Source organism: Psychrobacter luti, assembly GCF_014192115.1.
In the GTDB taxonomy this organism is placed as follows: Bacteria; Pseudomonadota; Gammaproteobacteria; order Pseudomonadales; family Moraxellaceae; genus Psychrobacter; species Psychrobacter luti.
This window is the reverse complement of sequence record NZ_JACHXL010000002.1, coordinates 93,939-111,461: the sequence shown is the minus strand read 5'-3', so window position 1 is coordinate 111,461 and position 17,523 is coordinate 93,939. Positions and strand designations below refer to the sequence as shown.

The 17,523-nt window shown below is 43.9% G+C and carries 17 protein-coding genes; 11 read left to right on the top strand and 6 right to left on the bottom strand.

Annotated elements, in window-relative coordinates:
* Positions 1–95 precede the first annotated feature (95 nt).
* Both dapB and dnaJ read right to left on the bottom strand, forming a co-directional pair.
* Positions 96–926, bottom strand: coding sequence for a 4-hydroxy-tetrahydrodipicolinate reductase (gene dapB, locus FHS24_RS04850; protein ID WP_183619339.1), 831 nt, complete (start codon positions 924–926; stop codon positions 96–98).
* A gap of 211 nt (positions 927–1,137) precedes the next feature.
* Entirely contained in the window at positions 1,138–2,265 is a 1,128-nt protein-coding gene (gene dnaJ, locus FHS24_RS04845) for a molecular chaperone DnaJ (RefSeq protein WP_183619338.1), read from the bottom strand.
* Positions 2,266–2,696: 431 nt separating this feature from the next.
* Between dnaJ and FHS24_RS04840 the strand changes: the two genes are divergently transcribed.
* Positions 2,697–3,350 (top strand): DUF2939 domain-containing protein, encoded by a 654-nt coding sequence (locus tag FHS24_RS04840; protein ID WP_183619337.1) that lies wholly within the window; start codon positions 2,697–2,699, stop codon positions 3,348–3,350.
* Positions 3,351–3,478: 128 nt separating this feature from the next.
* Here FHS24_RS04840 and FHS24_RS04835 read toward each other — a convergent pair whose 3' ends face one another.
* Complete coding sequence (locus tag FHS24_RS04835) at positions 3,479–4,543, bottom strand: disulfide isomerase DsbC N-terminal domain-containing protein (RefSeq protein WP_183619335.1); 1,065 nt, start codon at positions 4,541–4,543, stop codon at positions 3,479–3,481.
* A gap of 324 nt (positions 4,544–4,867) precedes the next feature.
* A complete protein-coding gene (locus FHS24_RS04830) occupies positions 4,868–5,572 on the bottom strand; it encodes a pseudouridine synthase (protein ID WP_183619333.1) in 705 nt (234 codons plus the stop codon).
* A 196-nt stretch (positions 5,573–5,768) separates the two neighbouring features.
* Here FHS24_RS04830 and FHS24_RS04825 point away from each other — a divergent pair, with 196 nt between their 5' ends.
* From FHS24_RS04825 to FHS24_RS04805, 5 genes are all read left to right on the top strand, one after another.
* A complete protein-coding gene (locus tag FHS24_RS04825; RefSeq protein ID WP_183619331.1) occupies positions 5,769–6,365 on the top strand; it encodes a YigZ family protein in 597 nt (198 codons plus the stop codon).
* A 168-nt stretch (positions 6,366–6,533) separates the two neighbouring features.
* Entirely contained in the window at positions 6,534–7,643 is a 1,110-nt protein-coding gene (locus FHS24_RS04820; RefSeq protein WP_183619329.1) for a YheT family hydrolase, read from the top strand.
* 55 nt (positions 7,644–7,698) lie between these two features.
* Entirely contained in the window at positions 7,699–8,241 is a 543-nt protein-coding gene (locus FHS24_RS04815; protein ID WP_183619327.1) for an acyl-CoA thioesterase, read from the top strand.
* Between the two features lie 221 nt (positions 8,242–8,462).
* Positions 8,463–8,840, top strand: coding sequence for a DsrE family protein (locus FHS24_RS04810; protein WP_183619325.1), 378 nt, complete (start codon positions 8,463–8,465; stop codon positions 8,838–8,840).
* A 262-nt stretch (positions 8,841–9,102) separates the two neighbouring features.
* Positions 9,103–10,146, top strand: coding sequence for an NAD(P)H-dependent flavin oxidoreductase (locus FHS24_RS04805; RefSeq protein WP_183619323.1), 1,044 nt, complete (start codon positions 9,103–9,105; stop codon positions 10,144–10,146).
* A gap of 103 nt (positions 10,147–10,249) precedes the next feature.
* Here FHS24_RS04805 and FHS24_RS04800 read toward each other — a convergent pair whose 3' ends face one another.
* Positions 10,250–11,197 carry an alpha/beta hydrolase gene (locus tag FHS24_RS04800; RefSeq protein WP_183619321.1) on the bottom strand — a complete coding sequence of 316 codons (948 nt, stop codon included), beginning with the start codon at positions 11,195–11,197 and terminating at the stop codon, positions 10,250–10,252.
* A 258-nt stretch (positions 11,198–11,455) separates the two neighbouring features.
* On the opposite strand from FHS24_RS04800, the gene FHS24_RS04795 reads away from it, so the two are divergent.
* Positions 11,456–13,036 (top strand): MATE family efflux transporter, encoded by a 1,581-nt coding sequence (locus FHS24_RS04795; protein ID WP_183619319.1) that lies wholly within the window; start codon positions 11,456–11,458, stop codon positions 13,034–13,036.
* Between the two features lie 39 nt (positions 13,037–13,075).
* Here FHS24_RS04795 and FHS24_RS04790 read toward each other — a convergent pair whose 3' ends face one another.
* A complete protein-coding gene (locus FHS24_RS04790) occupies positions 13,076–13,762 on the bottom strand; it encodes an aspartate/glutamate racemase family protein (RefSeq protein ID WP_183620046.1) in 687 nt (228 codons plus the stop codon).
* A gap of 368 nt (positions 13,763–14,130) precedes the next feature.
* Here FHS24_RS04790 and FHS24_RS04785 point away from each other — a divergent pair, with 368 nt between their 5' ends.
* The 4 genes from FHS24_RS04785 (at position 14,131) to FHS24_RS04770 (ending at position 17,420) form a co-directional block, all read left to right on the top strand.
* Positions 14,131–14,385 carry a DUF2798 domain-containing protein gene (locus tag FHS24_RS04785; RefSeq protein ID WP_183619317.1) on the top strand — a complete coding sequence of 85 codons (255 nt, stop codon included), beginning with the start codon at positions 14,131–14,133 and terminating at the stop codon, positions 14,383–14,385.
* A 119-nt stretch (positions 14,386–14,504) separates the two neighbouring features.
* Positions 14,505–15,650 (top strand): DUF2157 domain-containing protein, encoded by a 1,146-nt coding sequence (locus FHS24_RS04780; RefSeq protein ID WP_183619315.1) that lies wholly within the window; start codon positions 14,505–14,507, stop codon positions 15,648–15,650.
* Positions 15,640–16,815, top strand: a complete 1,176-nt coding sequence (locus tag FHS24_RS04775) for a DUF4401 domain-containing protein (protein ID WP_183619313.1) — start codon at positions 15,640–15,642, stop codon at positions 16,813–16,815. Before FHS24_RS04780 ends, FHS24_RS04775 begins: the two co-directional genes overlap by 11 nt.
* The gene (locus FHS24_RS04770) at positions 16,812–17,420 is read left to right on the top strand and encodes a GDYXXLXY domain-containing protein (RefSeq protein ID WP_183619311.1); all 609 of its coding nucleotides are present in this window, start codon (positions 16,812–16,814) and stop codon (positions 17,418–17,420) included. Before FHS24_RS04775 ends, FHS24_RS04770 begins: the two co-directional genes overlap by 4 nt.
* Positions 17,421–17,523: the final 103 nt, after the last annotated feature.

Below are 17,523 nucleotides of genomic sequence, written 5' to 3'. Positions count from 1 at the left end.
AAACGCTATTAAAAGCCATATCAAGCAGCCATTAGGCAACAAACAAAAAAACTTAGTAATTCAAATCTTGCTTGTTTAAAACCTACATTTAGAAACTAGTCATTTAAGCCTAAAACGTCCTGCATATTATATTGACCAACTTCCTGCTTAATAACCCAAGTTGCCGCACGTACCGCACCAGCTGCAAAGGTCATACGCGCACGCGCACGATGGGTAATTTCAACCACTTCACCATCTGCAATAAACATTACGGTATGATCGCCGATGATTTCACCACCACGAATCGCATGAATACCAATGGTACCTGCTTCGCGCGCGCCAGTTTGCCCTTCACGGCCATAAACGGCAACATCTTTTAGGTTCTGTCCGCGCGCTTCTGCGACGGCTTCTGCCATCATATAAGCCGTACCCGATGGCGCATCAATTTTATGCTTATGATGCGCTTCGATGACTTCTACATCGGCATCAGTGCCAAAGGCTTTTGCCGCCATACCGAGCAACTTTAATGATAAGTTAACGCCAGTTGAATAATTACCTGCATAGATGATAGCGATTTGCTTACTTGCCTCTTTTAATACTTTCTCTTGTTGCTCATTAAAACCTGTTGTGCCAATCACCATCGCAACATTATTCGCCGCGCAGATTTGCATATTTTGTTCGGTCGCATCAGGTAAACTAAAATCAATGAGCACATCAATGTCACTAATGACTGCTTCTAGGTCATCAACAATTTGCACATCCAAGCGTCCGATAGCTGCGACTTCGCCAGCATCTGCACCAACCAAGCTTGAACCCTGACGCTCAATCGCGGCATTTAGTGTCGTTTGCAGATTGTCCTGTACTGCTTCGATGAGCATACGTCCCATACGACCGCCTGCCCCAATCACGCCGACTTTAATACCGTGTTCTTTTGCTTGTTGACTCATATCTTTGTCCTAAATATTTTATTTTTAATAAGCTGATTTTTGCATAATATTTATCGTAAGTTTAGCAAATATCACTGCGTGCGTGGCTTTTAATACGCTCAATAAAAAGCCCAAAGGTTTCACATGAAACCTTTGGGCTAGCTTAAATATTTATCTGAAATGCTTATTTTAGCTACATGATTTAAATATAGCTTCTGAGCAATAAATAGGATTAATCAAATAAATCGCCAATCTTTTTAAAGAATGACTTCTTATGTGGTGACTGCTGATGCTTGCTATCACCGTCCAATGTATCTTGGAATTGACGTAACAAGTCTTTTTGCTCGCGAGTTAGGTTCACTGGGGTCTCGATGACCACACGGCAAATCAAATCACCTTTCATCGTGGTGCGTACTGGCGTCACCCCTTTACCGCGTACACGCAATAACTTACCACTTTGCGTACCTTCGGCAACCTTGATTTTTACTTTGCCATCTAAGGTTGGGATTTCAACTTCTTTACCAAGTGCCGCGTCGGTTATGCTCACTGGCACATCCATATAGAGGTCGGCGCCTTGACGGGTAAAGACATCATGCGGTTTCACGCGTACTTCGACGTATAAATCGCCGTTTTGTACACCAGCGCCACCTGCCTCGCCTTCACCTGCTAAACGTACGCGGTCGCCATCATCGACGCCCGATGGGATAGATACTTCAAGCGTACGTGATTTGTCTTTGACGCCATTACCATGACAGTCAGAACAAGGGTTTTTGATTTGTTTACCTGTGCCGCCACAATGCGGGCAGGCCTGTTGAACGGCAAAGAAGCCTTGCTGCATACGTACTTGACCCTGACCATGACAGGTCTGACAAGTCACGATATCAGAGGCATCTTTGGCGCCTTTACCATCACAGGTGTCGCAAGGCGCAGGAGCCGTGAAGCTGATTTCTTTCTTACAGCCACGTACCGCTTCTTCTAGGGTCAGCTCAATCACATAACGTAGGTCTGAGCCGCGGCGCGAACGTCCACCGCCACCACGCGACTGACCGAAAATATCGCCAAAGTTGCCAAAGATATCGCCAAAGATATCTTGGAAGTTGCCACCGCCGCCGCCGAAACCGCCGCCCATACCGTTTTCAAACGCAGAATGACCCATACGGTCATAAGCTGAGCGTTTTTCTTCGTTGCTCAACACCTCATAAGCCATCGATGCTTCTTTAAATTTATCTTCAGCATCAGGATCTTCAGAGTTACGGTCTGGATGGTATTTCATGGCCAGCTTGCGGTAGGCTCGCTTAATTTCCTTGCTATCGGCAGTCTTACTGACACCTAATACTTCATAAAAATCGCGCTTACTCATGGGCTCTCCTATCGTCTTCACAGTCCACCGGTCGGTCGATTCATCAACCCGAGTTAATCACCCTACTTATAATTCTGCCTACACTCGCACTAAAAGGTTTCACATGAAACATAGCGAAATACGTGGCGGCAAAGAGGATGATTTATGAATCTTGCAAGCGAATACGGCGGGATGCTGCTTAGCCAAATCAATTTATTAAAAGTTTGCGCTATTTATGGAGATGCCAACATGATTTATCAAGCGCTTGGATGCTGAAATTCTGACTTATGAGGACTTAAGCCCTCAAAAAAAGGTTTTATTAAGAATTGAGCAAAGGTTTTTATACCTTTATAAAGGCTGGCCATGCTAATATTTAGCGCCATATTGATGGGGTTTTAGATCCTATTTTTAAGATTTATCGCCATTCCGTTTGCGCTAAGGTAGCACTTTTTATGAAAAAGCTGATTCTTCTATTGATTATTATTGCAGTCGCTGTCTATGGCGGCTCGCCTTATTACAGCGCGTATCAGCTGAAAAATGCTTATGATGCCAAAGATGGTGCGACTATCGCGGCGGCGATTGACTATGAACAGGTACGTCCAAGTATCCAAAATCAGCTGACCAGCCAGTTTGCGGTAACCATGACCAAATATCCATTGGTCGCCGAACTTGGCGGCGCACCATTAACGGAAGCGGCCAACGGCTTTATCACTCAAGCAGTTGATGGTGCCATTACCGCGCAAAATATCGAAAAACTGATTAATACCCAAGGTCAAGCCAATACCGCGACCAAGGAGCTTGCCGCCGCATGGGCAATCGCCAGCAATCAAGTCGATTTAAAAAACCTGATTCAAAACTTAATCATCAATCGCGGCGACATCAATGCAGTCGTTAAAAATCAGATGCAGCAAATCATGCAAAAGCAAGCGGCGGAACTGGAACAACAAGCAGCGCAAGGTACCGATAGCGATAAGCCAACACTGAGCTATTGCGGTATTAATTGCTTTACTATCAGCGGTCAGGTTAAAGGTTATCCGCTTACTATAGAGATGCAGCGAGATGGTTTGATAAATTGGAAAATCGTTGATATCGTCTTGCCGCAATAGGTTGGCTAGAACCAATTATTAATTGCAATAAAAAAAACTACCCTATGAGCTAAGTTCATAAGGCAGTTTTTTTATGAGTTATTTTTATTAAACACTTTATCTCATAGACTTAAAATAGTTAACACTAACTACTCTACACCCAAAAACTCTAAAAACTCAGGGCTATCAAAGCTTGCTTGATACAGCACACCATCTTCACGATAAATAGCAGGCGTTGCCATTACCGCAAGCCCGGCCGCTTTTTCACGGTTAGGGGTCACATAGTCGACGTTACAACTTGCTGGTGCAGGAGTCATTTCCCCCTTTAACATTGCCTTGTCAAAAGCGCTGCGACGACTGTCTTCACTGCCTTGACACCAAATAGCGCGCATTTGCTTAGGTGACTGCTCATATATCGGATAACCAATGGTTTTCACCGTTACACCTTTGGCATTAAGCATGGGCAGCTGTTGATGCAAGCGACGGCAGTAAGGGCAATTGACATCATTGGCCACATAAATGACCGCTTTTTCAGGACCAGTCGCTGGATAATTAATCAGCTGGCTTTCATCTAATGTTGCAAATACAGACTGATTTTTGCGCTTTTCGAACTCTTGATCGAGCCCAATAAACTGACCATTTTCAATCACTGATATCTCGCCATCGGTAATATGCTGCGCATCATCTGATAATAAAAAAGGCACGCCTTCCAATGTTGCGCCCCAAATGACGCCCGGTACTGCGGTATAAAAGAACGGTGTTTTAGCACTCATGTTTTTCAGCGCATCCATATTGGCTAAGATGGCAGATTTTACGCTGTCACTGACAGGCTTGCCGACTTGTGCACTGCTGCTACGTGCTGCAGTCTTAGTCACTACACGCTTGCTTGGGTTCTTTTGCAGCTCGCCTTGAATGACATATTTACCATCTTCGGTAATATGCAGCGGCGGCTGTCCGGCCAAATTCACCTGATACATATTGGGCAGTTTAGATACTACGATAGAAGTAATTTGCGTTTTTATGCCGGCTTGAGTCAGTAGTTGACGTAATTGACTATCGACAGACTTGGTTATGCTGCCAGCCGCTTGGGCATTCTGAGGCGCTTGGCTGGTAGTTTTCTTGATAGCATCAGTAGCGCTTGGCTGCGCACAGGCGGTGGTCGTCAGCAATATGGCGCTGATTAAGCTGGCAGATTTTAATACAGGTAATTTCACAGAGACAGTCCTATTGGTTTTTAATAATAGTTGTGTTTAATAGTAAGGATTTTAAAACTCCCATTATTAATCAAGACAACCATATTATGTAAAAACATAGATTAAAAATAATAAACAGACTGTAGCACATGGGATGATTTTGCAAAGTCTTAAGCCGTCAATTTTGCAAAACTGCTACTGAGCTTTAAGAGATAGGCAACACAGACAGCTCACAGAAATAACCACGGCAAACAACAAGCAGAAAAAAGCAGCACACTTTTCAGTGGCTGCTCATTTTGGAAAAATATTTTAATCGTTCATTTTAAGATTTAACAAAGCTTAAACCTAGAATTTAGCCACTTCTTCTGGCGTTAAGAAACGGCTGTCACCTTTATCCAAACCGTCTAAAGTGATATGACCAATACTGGCACGATGCAGCTCGGTAACTCTATTACCAAAGTAACCCATCATACGTTTTACTTGATGGTATTTACCCTGCTCTAAGGTTAGACGCGCATGGGTTTCATCGATAAATTCAAGAATCGCAGGCTTGGTTTCTTCGTGCTCACCTTCTAACAAGATACCTTCAGCCACTTCTTTGACAGCATTGGCTTGAGCATCGCTATCCATCGCTTCAGCTAGTGTCAGCTCATAAATTTTGGCATGCTCATGTTTAGGGCTGGTGACACGGTGCAACCATTTGCCATCATCACTGATAAGCAACGCACCTGTAGTATCGACATCGAGGCGACCAGCAATACGTAAGCTGCCAAGCTCCGGTACAGCAATCAGCTCAGTGACGATAGGATGTTCTTTAACCTTTAAGGTACATTCAAAACCTTCAGGCTTATGCAGGAGGATATAACGATTGCCAGCCGCAACCGACAATGGCTCGCCTGCCCACGTCACTTCGTCGTTGACGATATCGACGTGCAACCCAGGGTCTTTGACCACAGTCTCATTTACCGTCACTTCACCCGCGTGCAGAATCTTTTTTGATTCTTTACGCGACAGCTCAGTGGCTTTACTCAGAAATTTATCTAGACGCATACTATTTACTACCATCCGTTTTATGTGACCCACCCTAAACCAGTCGCCAACGTCATTCTCATTCAGGCATGACCTGCTCGTTATCTTCACTGGTTAGAAATGGTACTATAATAAAAAATTAATGAACACTGCGCCAAATACGGACGACAGTGAAAGTTAGACCAGTTTACCATATCCAACCTAAGCCTGATGAAATATGAGCTATCAAACGCTAAAACGTGCGGTCACCGCTCGTCTAGAAATTAAAAAATCTGACTTTATTGCTTACGCTTATCCAGTTACCTCACGTGAGCAAGCTATGTTTCACGTGGAACAACTGCGTCAGCAATATGCCGATGCTCGACATCACTGCTGGGCATATATCATTGGTGACCCCAATAACACCACCAGCGCGGGCTTTGATGATGATGGCGAACCGAACGGTACTGCAGGACGACCGATATTAAATGTCTTGCAGCATAAATCTATCGGCAACGTCATTATCATCGTGGTGCGTTACTTTGGTGGTATCAAACTCGGCGCAGGTGGTCTCACTCGCGCTTATGCCGGCTCAGCGCAAGCGGCCGTTGATGAAATGATATTGCTACCGTATGTGCCGATGATACAAGTACAAATATTGGCAGAATTTGCCACTGAAGCGCAGTGCCGTTATGTAGTAGAAAGTTTAAATGGCAGTATCGATGACGTGACTTATAGTAAGCAAGTGATATTAACCGTGACGCTCGCTGAGGCAGATATTGACAGTTTGAAAGAACGTCTGGCAATGGATGGGCGTGTCTTGGATAAGCCGTAAGAAATGCGTATTTTTGATTAGCTGTTTTTAATGAACTATTTTGAATAACAGTATTTTTATTAACACCGTTTTGAGTAACCATGCGTTCACTGAAAATCATTGGTTTTAACCTTGTCAGTCGGTATGATAAGTCACTGTTTTTTATAACAACTCATATAAGACTGACCTATGCCAACTTCAAAACCGACCAAACCTTTCTCTCCCGCCCCTTTTAAACCACCTTTTTGGCTGAGCAATCCACATTTGCAAAGCATCTTACCGAAGTTTTTTGCGCCTAAGACACCGAGCTACCGCCGCGTGATTAAGCAGGACTCCCTAGGTGAAACCGATATCGCTTATGACTTTTATGATGCCCATTCTCTACAATATGTAGAAAACGGCGAGCTTGAGCAAACGCCATTAATCGTACTATTTCATGGCATGGAAGGCAGCAGCGACAGTCATTATGCCCGTGCCTTGGCGTATCAAATGCACGCGCAAGGGTGGCATTTTGTCGTGGCGCACTTCCGCAGTTGTGGTGGCATTCCTGCTAACGGGCGCGTATTTTATAACGCTGGTGACACGGGCGAGGTGCATCATATGTTAGAAAACTTGCGCGAAAATTACGCGCATATTTATGCGGTAGGCGTGTCACTTGGTGGCAATGCGTTGGCAAAATATATGGGCGAATATGGCGATAAAGCGCTGTGCGAGGGTGCAGCCGTGATTTCCGCACCCGTTGATATGTCGTCAGCTGCCATTACCATGCACAGCTTTTTGAGCCATCGCATCTATACGCCGTATTTGCTCAATCCCATTATCAAAAAAGCGTTGGCCAATGACTTAAGCCAAGATGAAATCAACTCTATTAAAGCGGCCAACCGTATCAGTGATTTTGATGATATTTTTACCGCGCCACGTCATGGCTATCGCTCCAAAAATGACTATTATCACTCCTCCTCTGCCCTGCCATATCTAAGGAATGTCACGCGCCCGCTACTACTCATTAGCGCCAAAGACGATCCTTTTATTGGTTTTACCGCCACGCCAAATGATGTCTCGGACAGTGTCACCATTTTAGACACCGAACACGGTGGCCATATCGGTTATCTGCGCTATCGCTCAGACAGTCAGGCAAAAAACGCCCAATCAACTAATAATAAGGCTAAAACCAAGCAGGCGGGCAGCAATGGTAAAAAAGTAAAAAGCTCAAAATTCGATATCAATTGGATACCCGAAACCGTCAGTGCTTATTTTAAGCATATTGGTGTAGCCTCTAAGACTTATAATAACGATTGATAATCTGACAAATCTCAACCCTACTATTTAAACTTTAACCTTTTGAGACTGTGCTATGTATCCATTTATCCGTTATGCCAGCACCATCGCCCATGCTGCGCTGCAAGTAAAAAAAGGCAATACTTTAACGTTTAAAGAAACCAGTGAGATTACCTTTCGCTGTCGTCTGACGGACATTGATAACTTCTTAGAGATGAATAATGGACGCGTGCTGACCCTTTATGATTTGGGGCGTACTGACTTTGCGGTACGAAGCGGACTTGGCAGACAACTGCTAAAGCAGCGTTGGGGTTTGGTCGTCGCTGGTAGTACCATCCAATATCGCAAACGCATTCGCGCTTTTGATAAAGTTACCATGAAGACCAAAATCTCAGGCTTCGATGAGCGCTGGATATATATCGAGCAATCGATGTGGGTAAAGGGCCAGCCTTGCTCGTCGGCACTATTACGTACAGGCGTCACCAAAGGCGGTAAGGTCATCGAGACCGCACAAGTATTATCAGCTCTAGACCAAGCAGATTGGGAGCTGCCGCCGACTGGATATGTAGCAGAGTGGATAGTCAGTGACGCTGATCGTCCGTGGCCGCCGCAAGCTTAAAACCAATTATTCAACAGTGTTCGTAAGTCACAAGCGGATATTCATAACTAAGTAACCTTATAACTACTGTATAGCTACTATTTTCTAACAAGACATTATATAAATACATATAATCAATGTTAGGATGGTAGTGAGCTCCATACTCAACTGAATACTCTTTAATTAGAAAACAGTCTAATTAAAAATAAGCTAGTTAAAAACAGTCTAATAAGGAAAATAATATGGTTAATAATACGGATTATGTCGGTACGCTCTTTGATAACAGTGACTCAAACCCAAGCAAAATCACCTTAGCCTTTACCATGGCAGGTGTGGCGCTTAAAAAAGGTCACTCTGCATCGGTGATTTTGATGGTAGATGCGGTACATTTGGCATTACCAAATGCATTAGATGACGTTAATATTGGCGCGCCATTTGAACCTGCAGGAGAATTACTAGAAGCCTTTATCGAAAAAGGTGGCCAGGTATTGGTCTGCGGCGCTTGTATGAAACACAATGGCGTAGAAGAATCAGCCATTGATAAGCGCTTCACGGTCATCAGTGGTGATGACGTAGTTGAGCTGCTAATGAATGCCAAAGGTTCTTTGCAGTTGAACTAAAGCTTAAGCAGCGTTGTTATGAAAATGGGTGAGTATTCTTAATTATCTTCTTGATAGTTTAAGTGCTGACCTATTTTTTTATGTTAAATACTAGGTTTTCGACTTTATTTCAACCTTGAATATAAATATTAATAACAGCCTTTTAGTCACAACCCACCCTTCCTATTCAGCAACTAAATACACATTATCTAACACGTACTCCTTTCAGCTTTGCTAAAGTAAGTCATGCAAATCTCCTCATAAAATAAAAAGGAAACCCGTCATGACCTTACTTACGAACCTTGATTTAACCTATCCTATTGTGCAAGCACCGATGGCAGGAGCAACCACACCTGAGCTGGCAGCGACGGTCAGTAACTTCGGTGGATTAGGGTCATTGGGGTCTGGCATGACGGCGCCAGACGTTTTAAACAGTGAAATTAATACCATTAAATCGCTCACCAATCGTCCTTTTATGATCAATTTGATGATGTTATCTGAGCATGAGTCTAATGCTTTGGACAGCGAAATTCCTACTTGGTTAAGCGAGTATTATCAAAAGGAAAACATCGAAGTCGCGTTACCTGAACGCCCAGCACTAAAGTTTGCAGACCAGCTACAAGTGCTCTATGACAATCCTGTTCCTGTTGCCAGCTTTACCTTTGGCATTATCAGCGCTGAACAAGTTCAGCATTTGCAGAGTCTAGGTACACGCGTCATCGGTACTGCCAATCACCCATTAGAAGCAAAAGCATGGGCAGATATTGGCGCAGATGCGGTTTGTGTACAAGGGGTAGAAGCTGGCGGGCATCGCGGTGGTTGGTTGCCGCAAAGTGAAAACGATCCATTGGGGTTATTGACGTTGATTAGTCAAACGCGCGCCTGCACTGATGTTCCTTTAATCGCGGCTGGTGGCATTATGACGGGACAAGCTATCAAGGCAGTACAAACAGCTGGTGCTGAGCTTGCGCAAATTGGCACGGCATTTTTGACCACAGATAAATGCGGTATCAATGAGATTTATAAACAAGCATTACTTGATGCCAGCCAAGATAAACGCAGCTCTGAAACACGCTTAACGCGGTTATTTTCAGGGAAGCAGGCACGTGGGTTATTAAATGACTATCTGCGCGACTTTGCAAAACTTGAGAGCGCTCATGAGCTGCCGCCTTATCCACAATTAAATGCCATGACCAAGTTCATGCGTACCCATGCAACCAAAAACTTAGATGCTGAATATCAATCTTTATGGGCAGGACAAGGGGTGGCTTTGGTCAGACACGAGCGCACGGTTGAACTGCTAGAGCGATTGGTAAAAGAGTTGTAATTTACCCTAGCCTACGCTACTACAATCTTGTAGCCAAAAAAAGAAACATCAGATTATCTGATGTTTCTTTTCTAGTTTTAACCAAACCTATCAACCTAAATAACTACTTATTAAGCCCTTCACGAAACATTTTATAATCCTCAGCCGTTTGCTTCACCGCCTCTATCGTTGGCACATGACCAATCTCTGGCATCATAATCACTTGTGACTGCGGAATAATTTCTTTTATTAGTGTCACTGTTTCAGGCTTAATTACCTTATCTTCCTCACCCCAAACCACCAGCGTTGGAATCTTATATTCAGCGATAGTCTTCGCGCGCTCCTCGACGTTGTCGGTGACGATTTGCTGTAGGATATTGGCATGCAATTCTTGATTGGCAAGACGCTCTTGCGCAAATACGGCTTTTACGGACTTAGGAATATAAGGTGGCTTAGACATCACAAAGTCATACATCTTATAGAAATCTTCTTTGTTATTCACCAGTAGCGGATTGTTCTCAAGCGTGGCATTTTTCAGCGAGTCGTGAATGCCTGCCGACCAAAACCCGCCACTATCGACCAACCATAAACTCTTAACCTCTTTAGGATACTTCGCGGCATAAGCGACACTGATAGCGCCACCCATCGAGTTACCGCCGACATGAATATTGGATGCCAAGCCCTTAGCTTGTAATAGCTCGTGCAAGCGTGTGGCCTGCGCCTCCGAGCGATAATCCGCAGTCATCGGTTTGCTCGACTCGCCGAAACCAAGCAGGTCAGGAATGATGAGATGATAACCTTCTAGATGGCGAGCAATACGAGTAAAGTTATCTTTATTACCGCCAAAGCCATGAATGAGTAATAAAGGCTCGCCCGCCACATTGCCATTTTCGGCATAGACCATTTTTTCACCAGAGCTTAATGTCATCGCTTTGACGGCTAAATCAGACTTGTTACGCTCATATTGAACTAATTTTTGAGTAGTGTTGACCGCTAAAGTATTGGGCGCAGTAGTACAGCCGACGACTGAAAGACTAAAAAGCGCGGCAAGGCACAGGCGTTTTAATAGCATCGAAACATCCTTGTTAAAAGCTGGCAGAATAGATTAAAAAGCATAATCCTAGCACAAGCTTATTTAAGTTTAAGCAATAATAACAATTATCCTCGCTTATAGACTGTATGACAATCACATAAAAAATGACAGTCAAGTCATTATAAAAGTTGCCGAGAGTTTACAGCTCTAATAAAGACGGCACAAACTTTCTGGTTTATGATAAGCGTTTTCGTTTAGTCAGCTCCAAATTAACGGTCTAGCGCAAAAGGATCAACATTGAGTAAAATAAATACCTCTACTGGTAAACAGCGTGACCTCACCGAGGGGTCAATTGCCAAAACGATGCTGCTGTTTGCATTGCCCACACTTGGCTCATCGGCACTACAGTCATTAAACGGCTCGATTAATGCCGTCTGGGTAGGTCGATTTTTGGGTGAGGAAGCATTGGCAGCCACAGCAAACGGCAACATCTTGATGTTTATCCTGATCTCATTCGTGTTTGGTTTCGGTATGGCGTCTACTATTTTGATTGGTCAGGCCATGGGCAGCCGTGACAACACCATGGTCAAAAAAACCATGGGAACGGCGCTGGGCAGCATTATTCCGATAAGTATATTGGTGTCGGCAGTAGGGTGGCTATTTGCGCCGATGCTGCTTAATCTACTTGGCACGCCACCAAGTGCGCTAGACCTTGCCTTGACCTATCTGCGCATGATTTTCATTGCGATGCCTGTCACCTTAACCTTTACGCTGATAATGATGGCACTGCGCGGGACGGGCGATTCTACGACGCCGCTTTGGTTTATCATTATATCGGTCGTGATTGACGTGATTTTGACGCCGGTATTGATTTTGGGACTAGGCCCCTTTCCCGAATGGGGTATATTTGGCTCGGCATTCGCCACCGCCGTCGCAAACACGCTAGCACTTATTGGCATGGTCGTCACCATGTACCTACGTGGCTCTGTGCTGACGCTTAAGTTGCCTGAGCTGCGTTTTTTACGCGCAAACCGAGAAATCCTAAAGTCGATGTTCTCAAAAGGTTTGCCAATGGGCCTGCAGATGATCGTTATCTCATCAGCGGCGTTGACGATGTTGTCGCTAATTAACCGTGAAGGCGTACAGACCACAGCCGCTTATAGCGCGACTCAACAGCTTTGGACCTACGTGCAGATGCCGGCAATGGCGCTAAGTGCCGCGGCCAGCGCGATGGTCGCACAGAACATCGGTGCCAATCAATGGCATAGGGTTGCAGGTATCACACGCTGGGGGCTTATATTCAACGTGATATTGACCGGATTTATTATTGTGCTACTAACTGTTTTTGATGAAACCATTCTAGGCCTTTTCCTTGGCAGTGACAGTCAAGCGGTGCCGATCGGGCGTCATATTCAGCTAATGGCGACATGGGGCTTTATATTCTTTGGGATAGCGCAGGTTTTGTTTGGCACTATGCGGGCAAACGGTTATGTGATTTGGCCGCTGATTGTCATGATAATTTCGATGTATCCTGTGCGTCTTGGCTTTGCTTTCGGGCTTTATCCGTTCCTTGGCACCGATGCGCTTTGGCTGTCGTTTCCAGCAGGTATGGTAGCAACTGCTCTGATGGGCGCGGGATTATATCTGTACGGTGGCTGGCGCAAAGGTAAAAACATGCCCGCAGAAGAAGCGGCGCAAAGGTCTGAAGAGTTTCGCGCGCATACAGGAACCAGTGCATCTTTTCGTGATATTGTACCAACCACTGTGTGGAGACTTTCCCCTTTACGCCGTGTCACAAGGTTGCGTCGACGTCTGCAAAGACGAATACAGAAACATCGTATGATAAGAAAACATAAACGCTCATCGCGTGGTTTATAGATAGTAAGTTCAATTGATTTAAGCTCAACTTTTTTAAAATCAGTGACTTAATAAAAAATTCACCGCTGCTGCGGCATGAATAGCGGTGGTATCAAATACGGGAATGGGGCTGTCTGCTTGCTGAATAAGCAGTCCAATTTCGGTACAGCCTAAGATGACGCCCTCTGCACCTTTATTCGCTAAATCCTGAATCACTTGCTGATAATACTGGCGTGAGCTAGCAAGTAGCTGACCTTGACATAGCTCCTCATAAATAATGCGATGTACCTCTGCCCGTGCGTCATTTTCTGGTATCAACACTTGCAAGCCTGCATCAATCAAGCGCTGATTATAAAAGTCCTGCGTCATGGTGAACTGAGTCCCAAGTAGCGCTACTTTGGTCAGACCTTGGTGCTTAATCGCAGCAGCCGTGACATCGGCAATATGAATAATCGGCAGGTTAGTCGCGGCTTGGACATCATCGACAACTTTATGCATGGTATTAGTAGCGATAAGTAAACCTTGCGCGCCAGCCGCTTGTAGACGTTTGCCGCTATTGGCTAATATTGCGCCCATTTCATCCCACGCGCCTGTAGCTTGCAGTGCCTCAATCGGCGCAAAGTCCACGCTATGAAGCAGTAAATCTGCTGAATGCAAATTGCCCAACTTAGCCTTGATGCCTTCATTTATCAGTCGATAATAGCTTTCGGTACTCTCCCAACTCATGCCACCGATGATACCAAGCATTCTTTGTTTAGATAAGGTTTTGGACGGGGATTGTTTGGCTGATTGTTTCGCTGCATTACTGTGATTAGCAGACATTTTTTATCCTTATACAGTTATTTTAAAGAAGGTTATTTTAAATACAGCTATTTTAAATAGCATTAAAGTTCACTTAATAAGCCTGAATAGCAGCGAAGCATTAAAACTGAATGATAACAATATAATAAGGCGAACTTTATGATTGATAATAACCGTTTTACCTCGCCGTCATCACGCGTTATCATAGTCGCCGCTAAGCATGAGCAATGCTTTATATCATCCTCTCTCATCGCAAAATCACGTTTATAACACCCGTTAAACGTGGCTCTCATCAAGCAGGACAACAGAACATTATGGCAAAGTTCCCGACCGTCAGAATACGCACGCGGCGCAAATACTATCGGCTAATTTTCACCTTTTTAATGGCGCTGATGATGTCGACGATTATCTCGACGGCCTTGCTACTGATTAACGTAGGGTTTGTCGAAGGCTTCTTTATTACCCTGTTTAACTCGTGGAAGTATGCCTTTATGGTTGCTTGGCCGAGCGCTTATATTTGCGCCTATTTAATTCAAGAGCACCTGCTAAGCCGTATCGAGTTTTATTAATTAAAGTTTTTATAAAGGTTAGTAAGTTATAAAAGATAGTAACTTATAAACTTTAGTACATTATGCCGGCGTAAAAACAGCTAAGATAGCCTACAAACTGTTTTTAATCAGAGGCGACTATGAGCCACGCACGGCGTACTATCGAGCAGTTACTGCAACAAGATATCCTCCCTCTTAAAAATACCGAGGCAGCAGCAATACACTTAGAAGTCTATCCAAGCAAACGCACTTGGCTAGACTTTTTTGATAAAGTGCTACTGATTATTGGCACGGTGGCATTGGTATTATCGCTTGTGTTCTTTATCGCCTATAACTGGCAAAATATGGGCAAAATAGGTAAGTTTGCCTTGGTTGAAGGAGCGTTGGTGATTACCATTGCGCTTTATGTAGCCCTGTCTTTTAGGCGACAGTTTCAACTAATTCGGCAGTTATTGTTGCTCATTGCTAGCATCATTACCGGTAGCTTATTGGCGCTATTTGGGCAGGTCTATCAAACGGGTGCTGATACGTGGCAGCTTTTCTTTGGTTGGGCAATACTGATTACGCCTTGGGTCATGATTGGCCGTTTCCCTGCGCTGTGGCTGCTCTGGTTGGGGTTAGTTAATACCTGCTTGGCACTCTATTTAGATGTCGAAAATCTACAATTTATTAACTATAGCCTGCAAAACGTCTCTCAAGTAGCCATCCTTGCGCTATTTAATTTTATTGCCTTTTATAGTTGGCTTATTAGCTTCGATAATAACAACCCTTCCCCTGCTAGCAATTCCTTCAATCGTATTAACCGTAAAGCCCTTATCTCCGATACAACCAATAATGACGTTCAGTATCTTCTAAATACCTCTAAAATAAACAGTGCTCAAACCAAATCCAACTTGCACTGGAGTACTTATGTCGTTGGTTTATGTAGTACGTTTTTTATAACTCATCTGGCAATTGTCACGGTCTTTGAGAGTGGCAATATGTGGGCAACGCTCATCGCTATCATAGTGTGGTTAGGTTGGTGCGGCTTTATGTTTTGGCAATTTTATCAGCGCCATATTGATTTGCTGATGCTGACTTATCTGTCGTTTTCTATTATTGTTGTGGTGATGTTTTGGGCTGGTAAATGGCTGTTAGATGGTTTTGACGCCGCTGGTTTTTTAATATTGGCCTTGTTGCTTATTGGCATGAGCTCGTCGGCAGTTATGTGGCTGCGTAAAGTTGCTCGTATAAAGAACGATGACACTGCTTCTTTTATCATTAAGGAGAACAGTGATGAACAATGATATCAACTATAACGAGCAACAGCCTGACCTTTTACTATTACAACAGCAGGGACTCATCGATACGCAGAATGTCAGTGATAAGCTTTTAAATAATGCAGCATCTCAAGCGCACAGCCCTTGGTTTATAAGCTTACTTTTTGGTATGAGCGGTATTCTAGCCAGTCTATTTTTTATAGGGTTTTTAACGTTAATTTTAGATAACACTGGTTTGCTTGATATTACGATAGCAGTATCTATTATTGGCGCACTATTAAGCGTCATTGGCGGATTCTTATTTTATAACGCGCGCATACGCCATAGCCCTTTTTGGAATAGCTTAGCCTTTGCAATTACGCTAGCAGGTCAAGGTTATATTGCCTATGCTTTACTGGCGAGTGAGATTGCACAGCCACTAAATATAGTGCTATTGCTACTTGTACAACTGTCGATGACTGTTGTAATACCCAATTTTATCTATCGTTTATTGAGCGCGACCTTAGCTTTAAGCTGCTTATTTTACCTGTTAAATTACTATAATTTGTCTGAGGTAAGCTTAGGATTATTAGCATTAATCACTAGCGTGACTCATTTACAACGCTATAGGCTAGCTGCTTTTATTCCGACCAAATGGCGAATGAACGCTCTAGAAATTATCAATGCTATTGGCTATGCAAGCGCCTATGTTCTGCTCATTATTTCCGTCTATTTTATCGCTACTGAATATGGCAATAGCTTTGATAACCTTGATAGCGATAGTTATGGAGAAGCCTTTGGCTATAACTACTACCTAGCACAGGGGCTATTAACGCTTGCTAGCCTTTATGCCGCTTATCTTATTCTTAAGCGCTATCACGTCAAATTAATATCAGCAGCAGGACTGCTCATTAGCGCTGCGATTGTACTACTTGGGATAATATCTATTTATGTCTCAGGCTTATTGGCCACCAGTTTAATTATTATTATCGCGACTGCCAATAGCCAACGCGTACTCTTAGGACTGGGCGTTATCGCCTTAGTTGGTTATATCTTTTGGTATTACTATCAGCTCGATACTACTCTCCTAGTCAAATCCGCTTCCATGCTTGTCATCGGTATCGCGCTATTACTGCTGCGCTTGCTGCTTATCAAAGGCCATTTTGCGAATATAAAACCAAGTGCTAACGACAATCAGGAGCGGCTGTCATGAACAATAAAATTTTGACCAAGTGCTTGATTAAGGGCGCATCGAGTGCCCATTGGCTACAAAAACCGGCCGTCACGATTGTTATTGCCCTTCTTGGATTAGCACTGATATTGATCGTGATGACGATGAATATCGCAAAGTATGAAACCCATTTAGCTACTGGTGATACCGTCTTACTAGCACTTGCGCCCGTTGATCCACGCGGATTTATGCAGGGTGATTATATGACACTTAGCTATGCGCTAGAGCGTGACGTATTTGCCGCCTTAAATAGAGACCCCGGTAGCTATCCTACTAGTGAAGAGGGCTATGTCATAGTTGCCTTAGATAACAATAAAGTCGCACAGTTTGTGCGCTTAGCGGCTAATCAGCCTAAAAATCTAGCGACTAATGAGATGACGATTCACTATCGTATCCGTAACGGCGCAATGCAGCTTGCGACAAATGCCTTTTTCTTCCAAGAAGGTCATGGCGCGGCTTTTGAGGTGGCAGAATATGGGCTGTTTCGGGTGAATGATAAAGGTGAGCCGTTATTAACCGAAATGGTAGATGGCAGGTTTCAGATCATTCAAGGCAAAGTCGAATCAGCTGATAATTCCTCTTCTTAAACAATAGAAGCTTGCTAGCTAATAACCTTCATTAACCAAACTGATATTGCGATAGACGCACGTGACTTGTTACTGTTGCTTAGTATTTTTTAACTATTCACTC

What these genes read in the sequence shown, in the direction of transcription:
- FHS24_RS04830 (WP_183619333.1), bottom strand. Translation starts at nt 5,572, where the DNA reads ATGCGTCTAGATAAATTTCTGAGTAAAGCCACTGAGCTGTCGCGTAAA.
- FHS24_RS04825 (WP_183619331.1), top strand. Translation starts at nt 5,769, where the DNA reads ATGAGCTATCAAACGCTAAAACGTGCGGTCACCGCTCGTCTAGAAATT.
- FHS24_RS04815 (WP_183619327.1), top strand. Translation starts at nt 7,699, where the DNA reads ATGTATCCATTTATCCGTTATGCCAGCACCATCGCCCATGCTGCGCTG.
- FHS24_RS04840 (WP_183619337.1), top strand. Translation starts at nt 2,697, where the DNA reads ATGAAAAAGCTGATTCTTCTATTGATTATTATTGCAGTCGCTGTCTAT.
- FHS24_RS04785 (WP_183619317.1), top strand. Translation starts at nt 14,131, where the DNA reads ATGGCAAAGTTCCCGACCGTCAGAATACGCACGCGGCGCAAATACTAT.
- FHS24_RS04780 (WP_183619315.1), top strand. Translation starts at nt 14,505, where the DNA reads ATGAGCCACGCACGGCGTACTATCGAGCAGTTACTGCAACAAGATATC.
- FHS24_RS04820 (WP_183619329.1), top strand. Translation starts at nt 6,534, where the DNA reads ATGCCAACTTCAAAACCGACCAAACCTTTCTCTCCCGCCCCTTTTAAA.
- FHS24_RS04775 (WP_183619313.1), top strand. Translation starts at nt 15,640, where the DNA reads ATGAACAATGATATCAACTATAACGAGCAACAGCCTGACCTTTTACTA.
- FHS24_RS04790 (WP_183620046.1), bottom strand. Translation starts at nt 13,762, where the DNA reads ATGCTTGGTATCATCGGTGGCATGAGTTGGGAGAGTACCGAAAGCTAT.
- dnaJ (WP_183619338.1), bottom strand. Translation starts at nt 2,265, where the DNA reads ATGAGTAAGCGCGATTTTTATGAAGTATTAGGTGTCAGTAAGACTGCC.
- FHS24_RS04805 (WP_183619323.1), top strand. Translation starts at nt 9,103, where the DNA reads ATGACCTTACTTACGAACCTTGATTTAACCTATCCTATTGTGCAAGCA.
- FHS24_RS04800 (WP_183619321.1), bottom strand. Translation starts at nt 11,197, where the DNA reads ATGCTATTAAAACGCCTGTGCCTTGCCGCGCTTTTTAGTCTTTCAGTC.
- FHS24_RS04810 (WP_183619325.1), top strand. Translation starts at nt 8,463, where the DNA reads ATGGTTAATAATACGGATTATGTCGGTACGCTCTTTGATAACAGTGAC.
- dapB (WP_183619339.1), bottom strand. Translation starts at nt 926, where the DNA reads ATGAGTCAACAAGCAAAAGAACACGGTATTAAAGTCGGCGTGATTGGG.
- FHS24_RS04770 (WP_183619311.1), top strand. Translation starts at nt 16,812, where the DNA reads ATGAACAATAAAATTTTGACCAAGTGCTTGATTAAGGGCGCATCGAGT.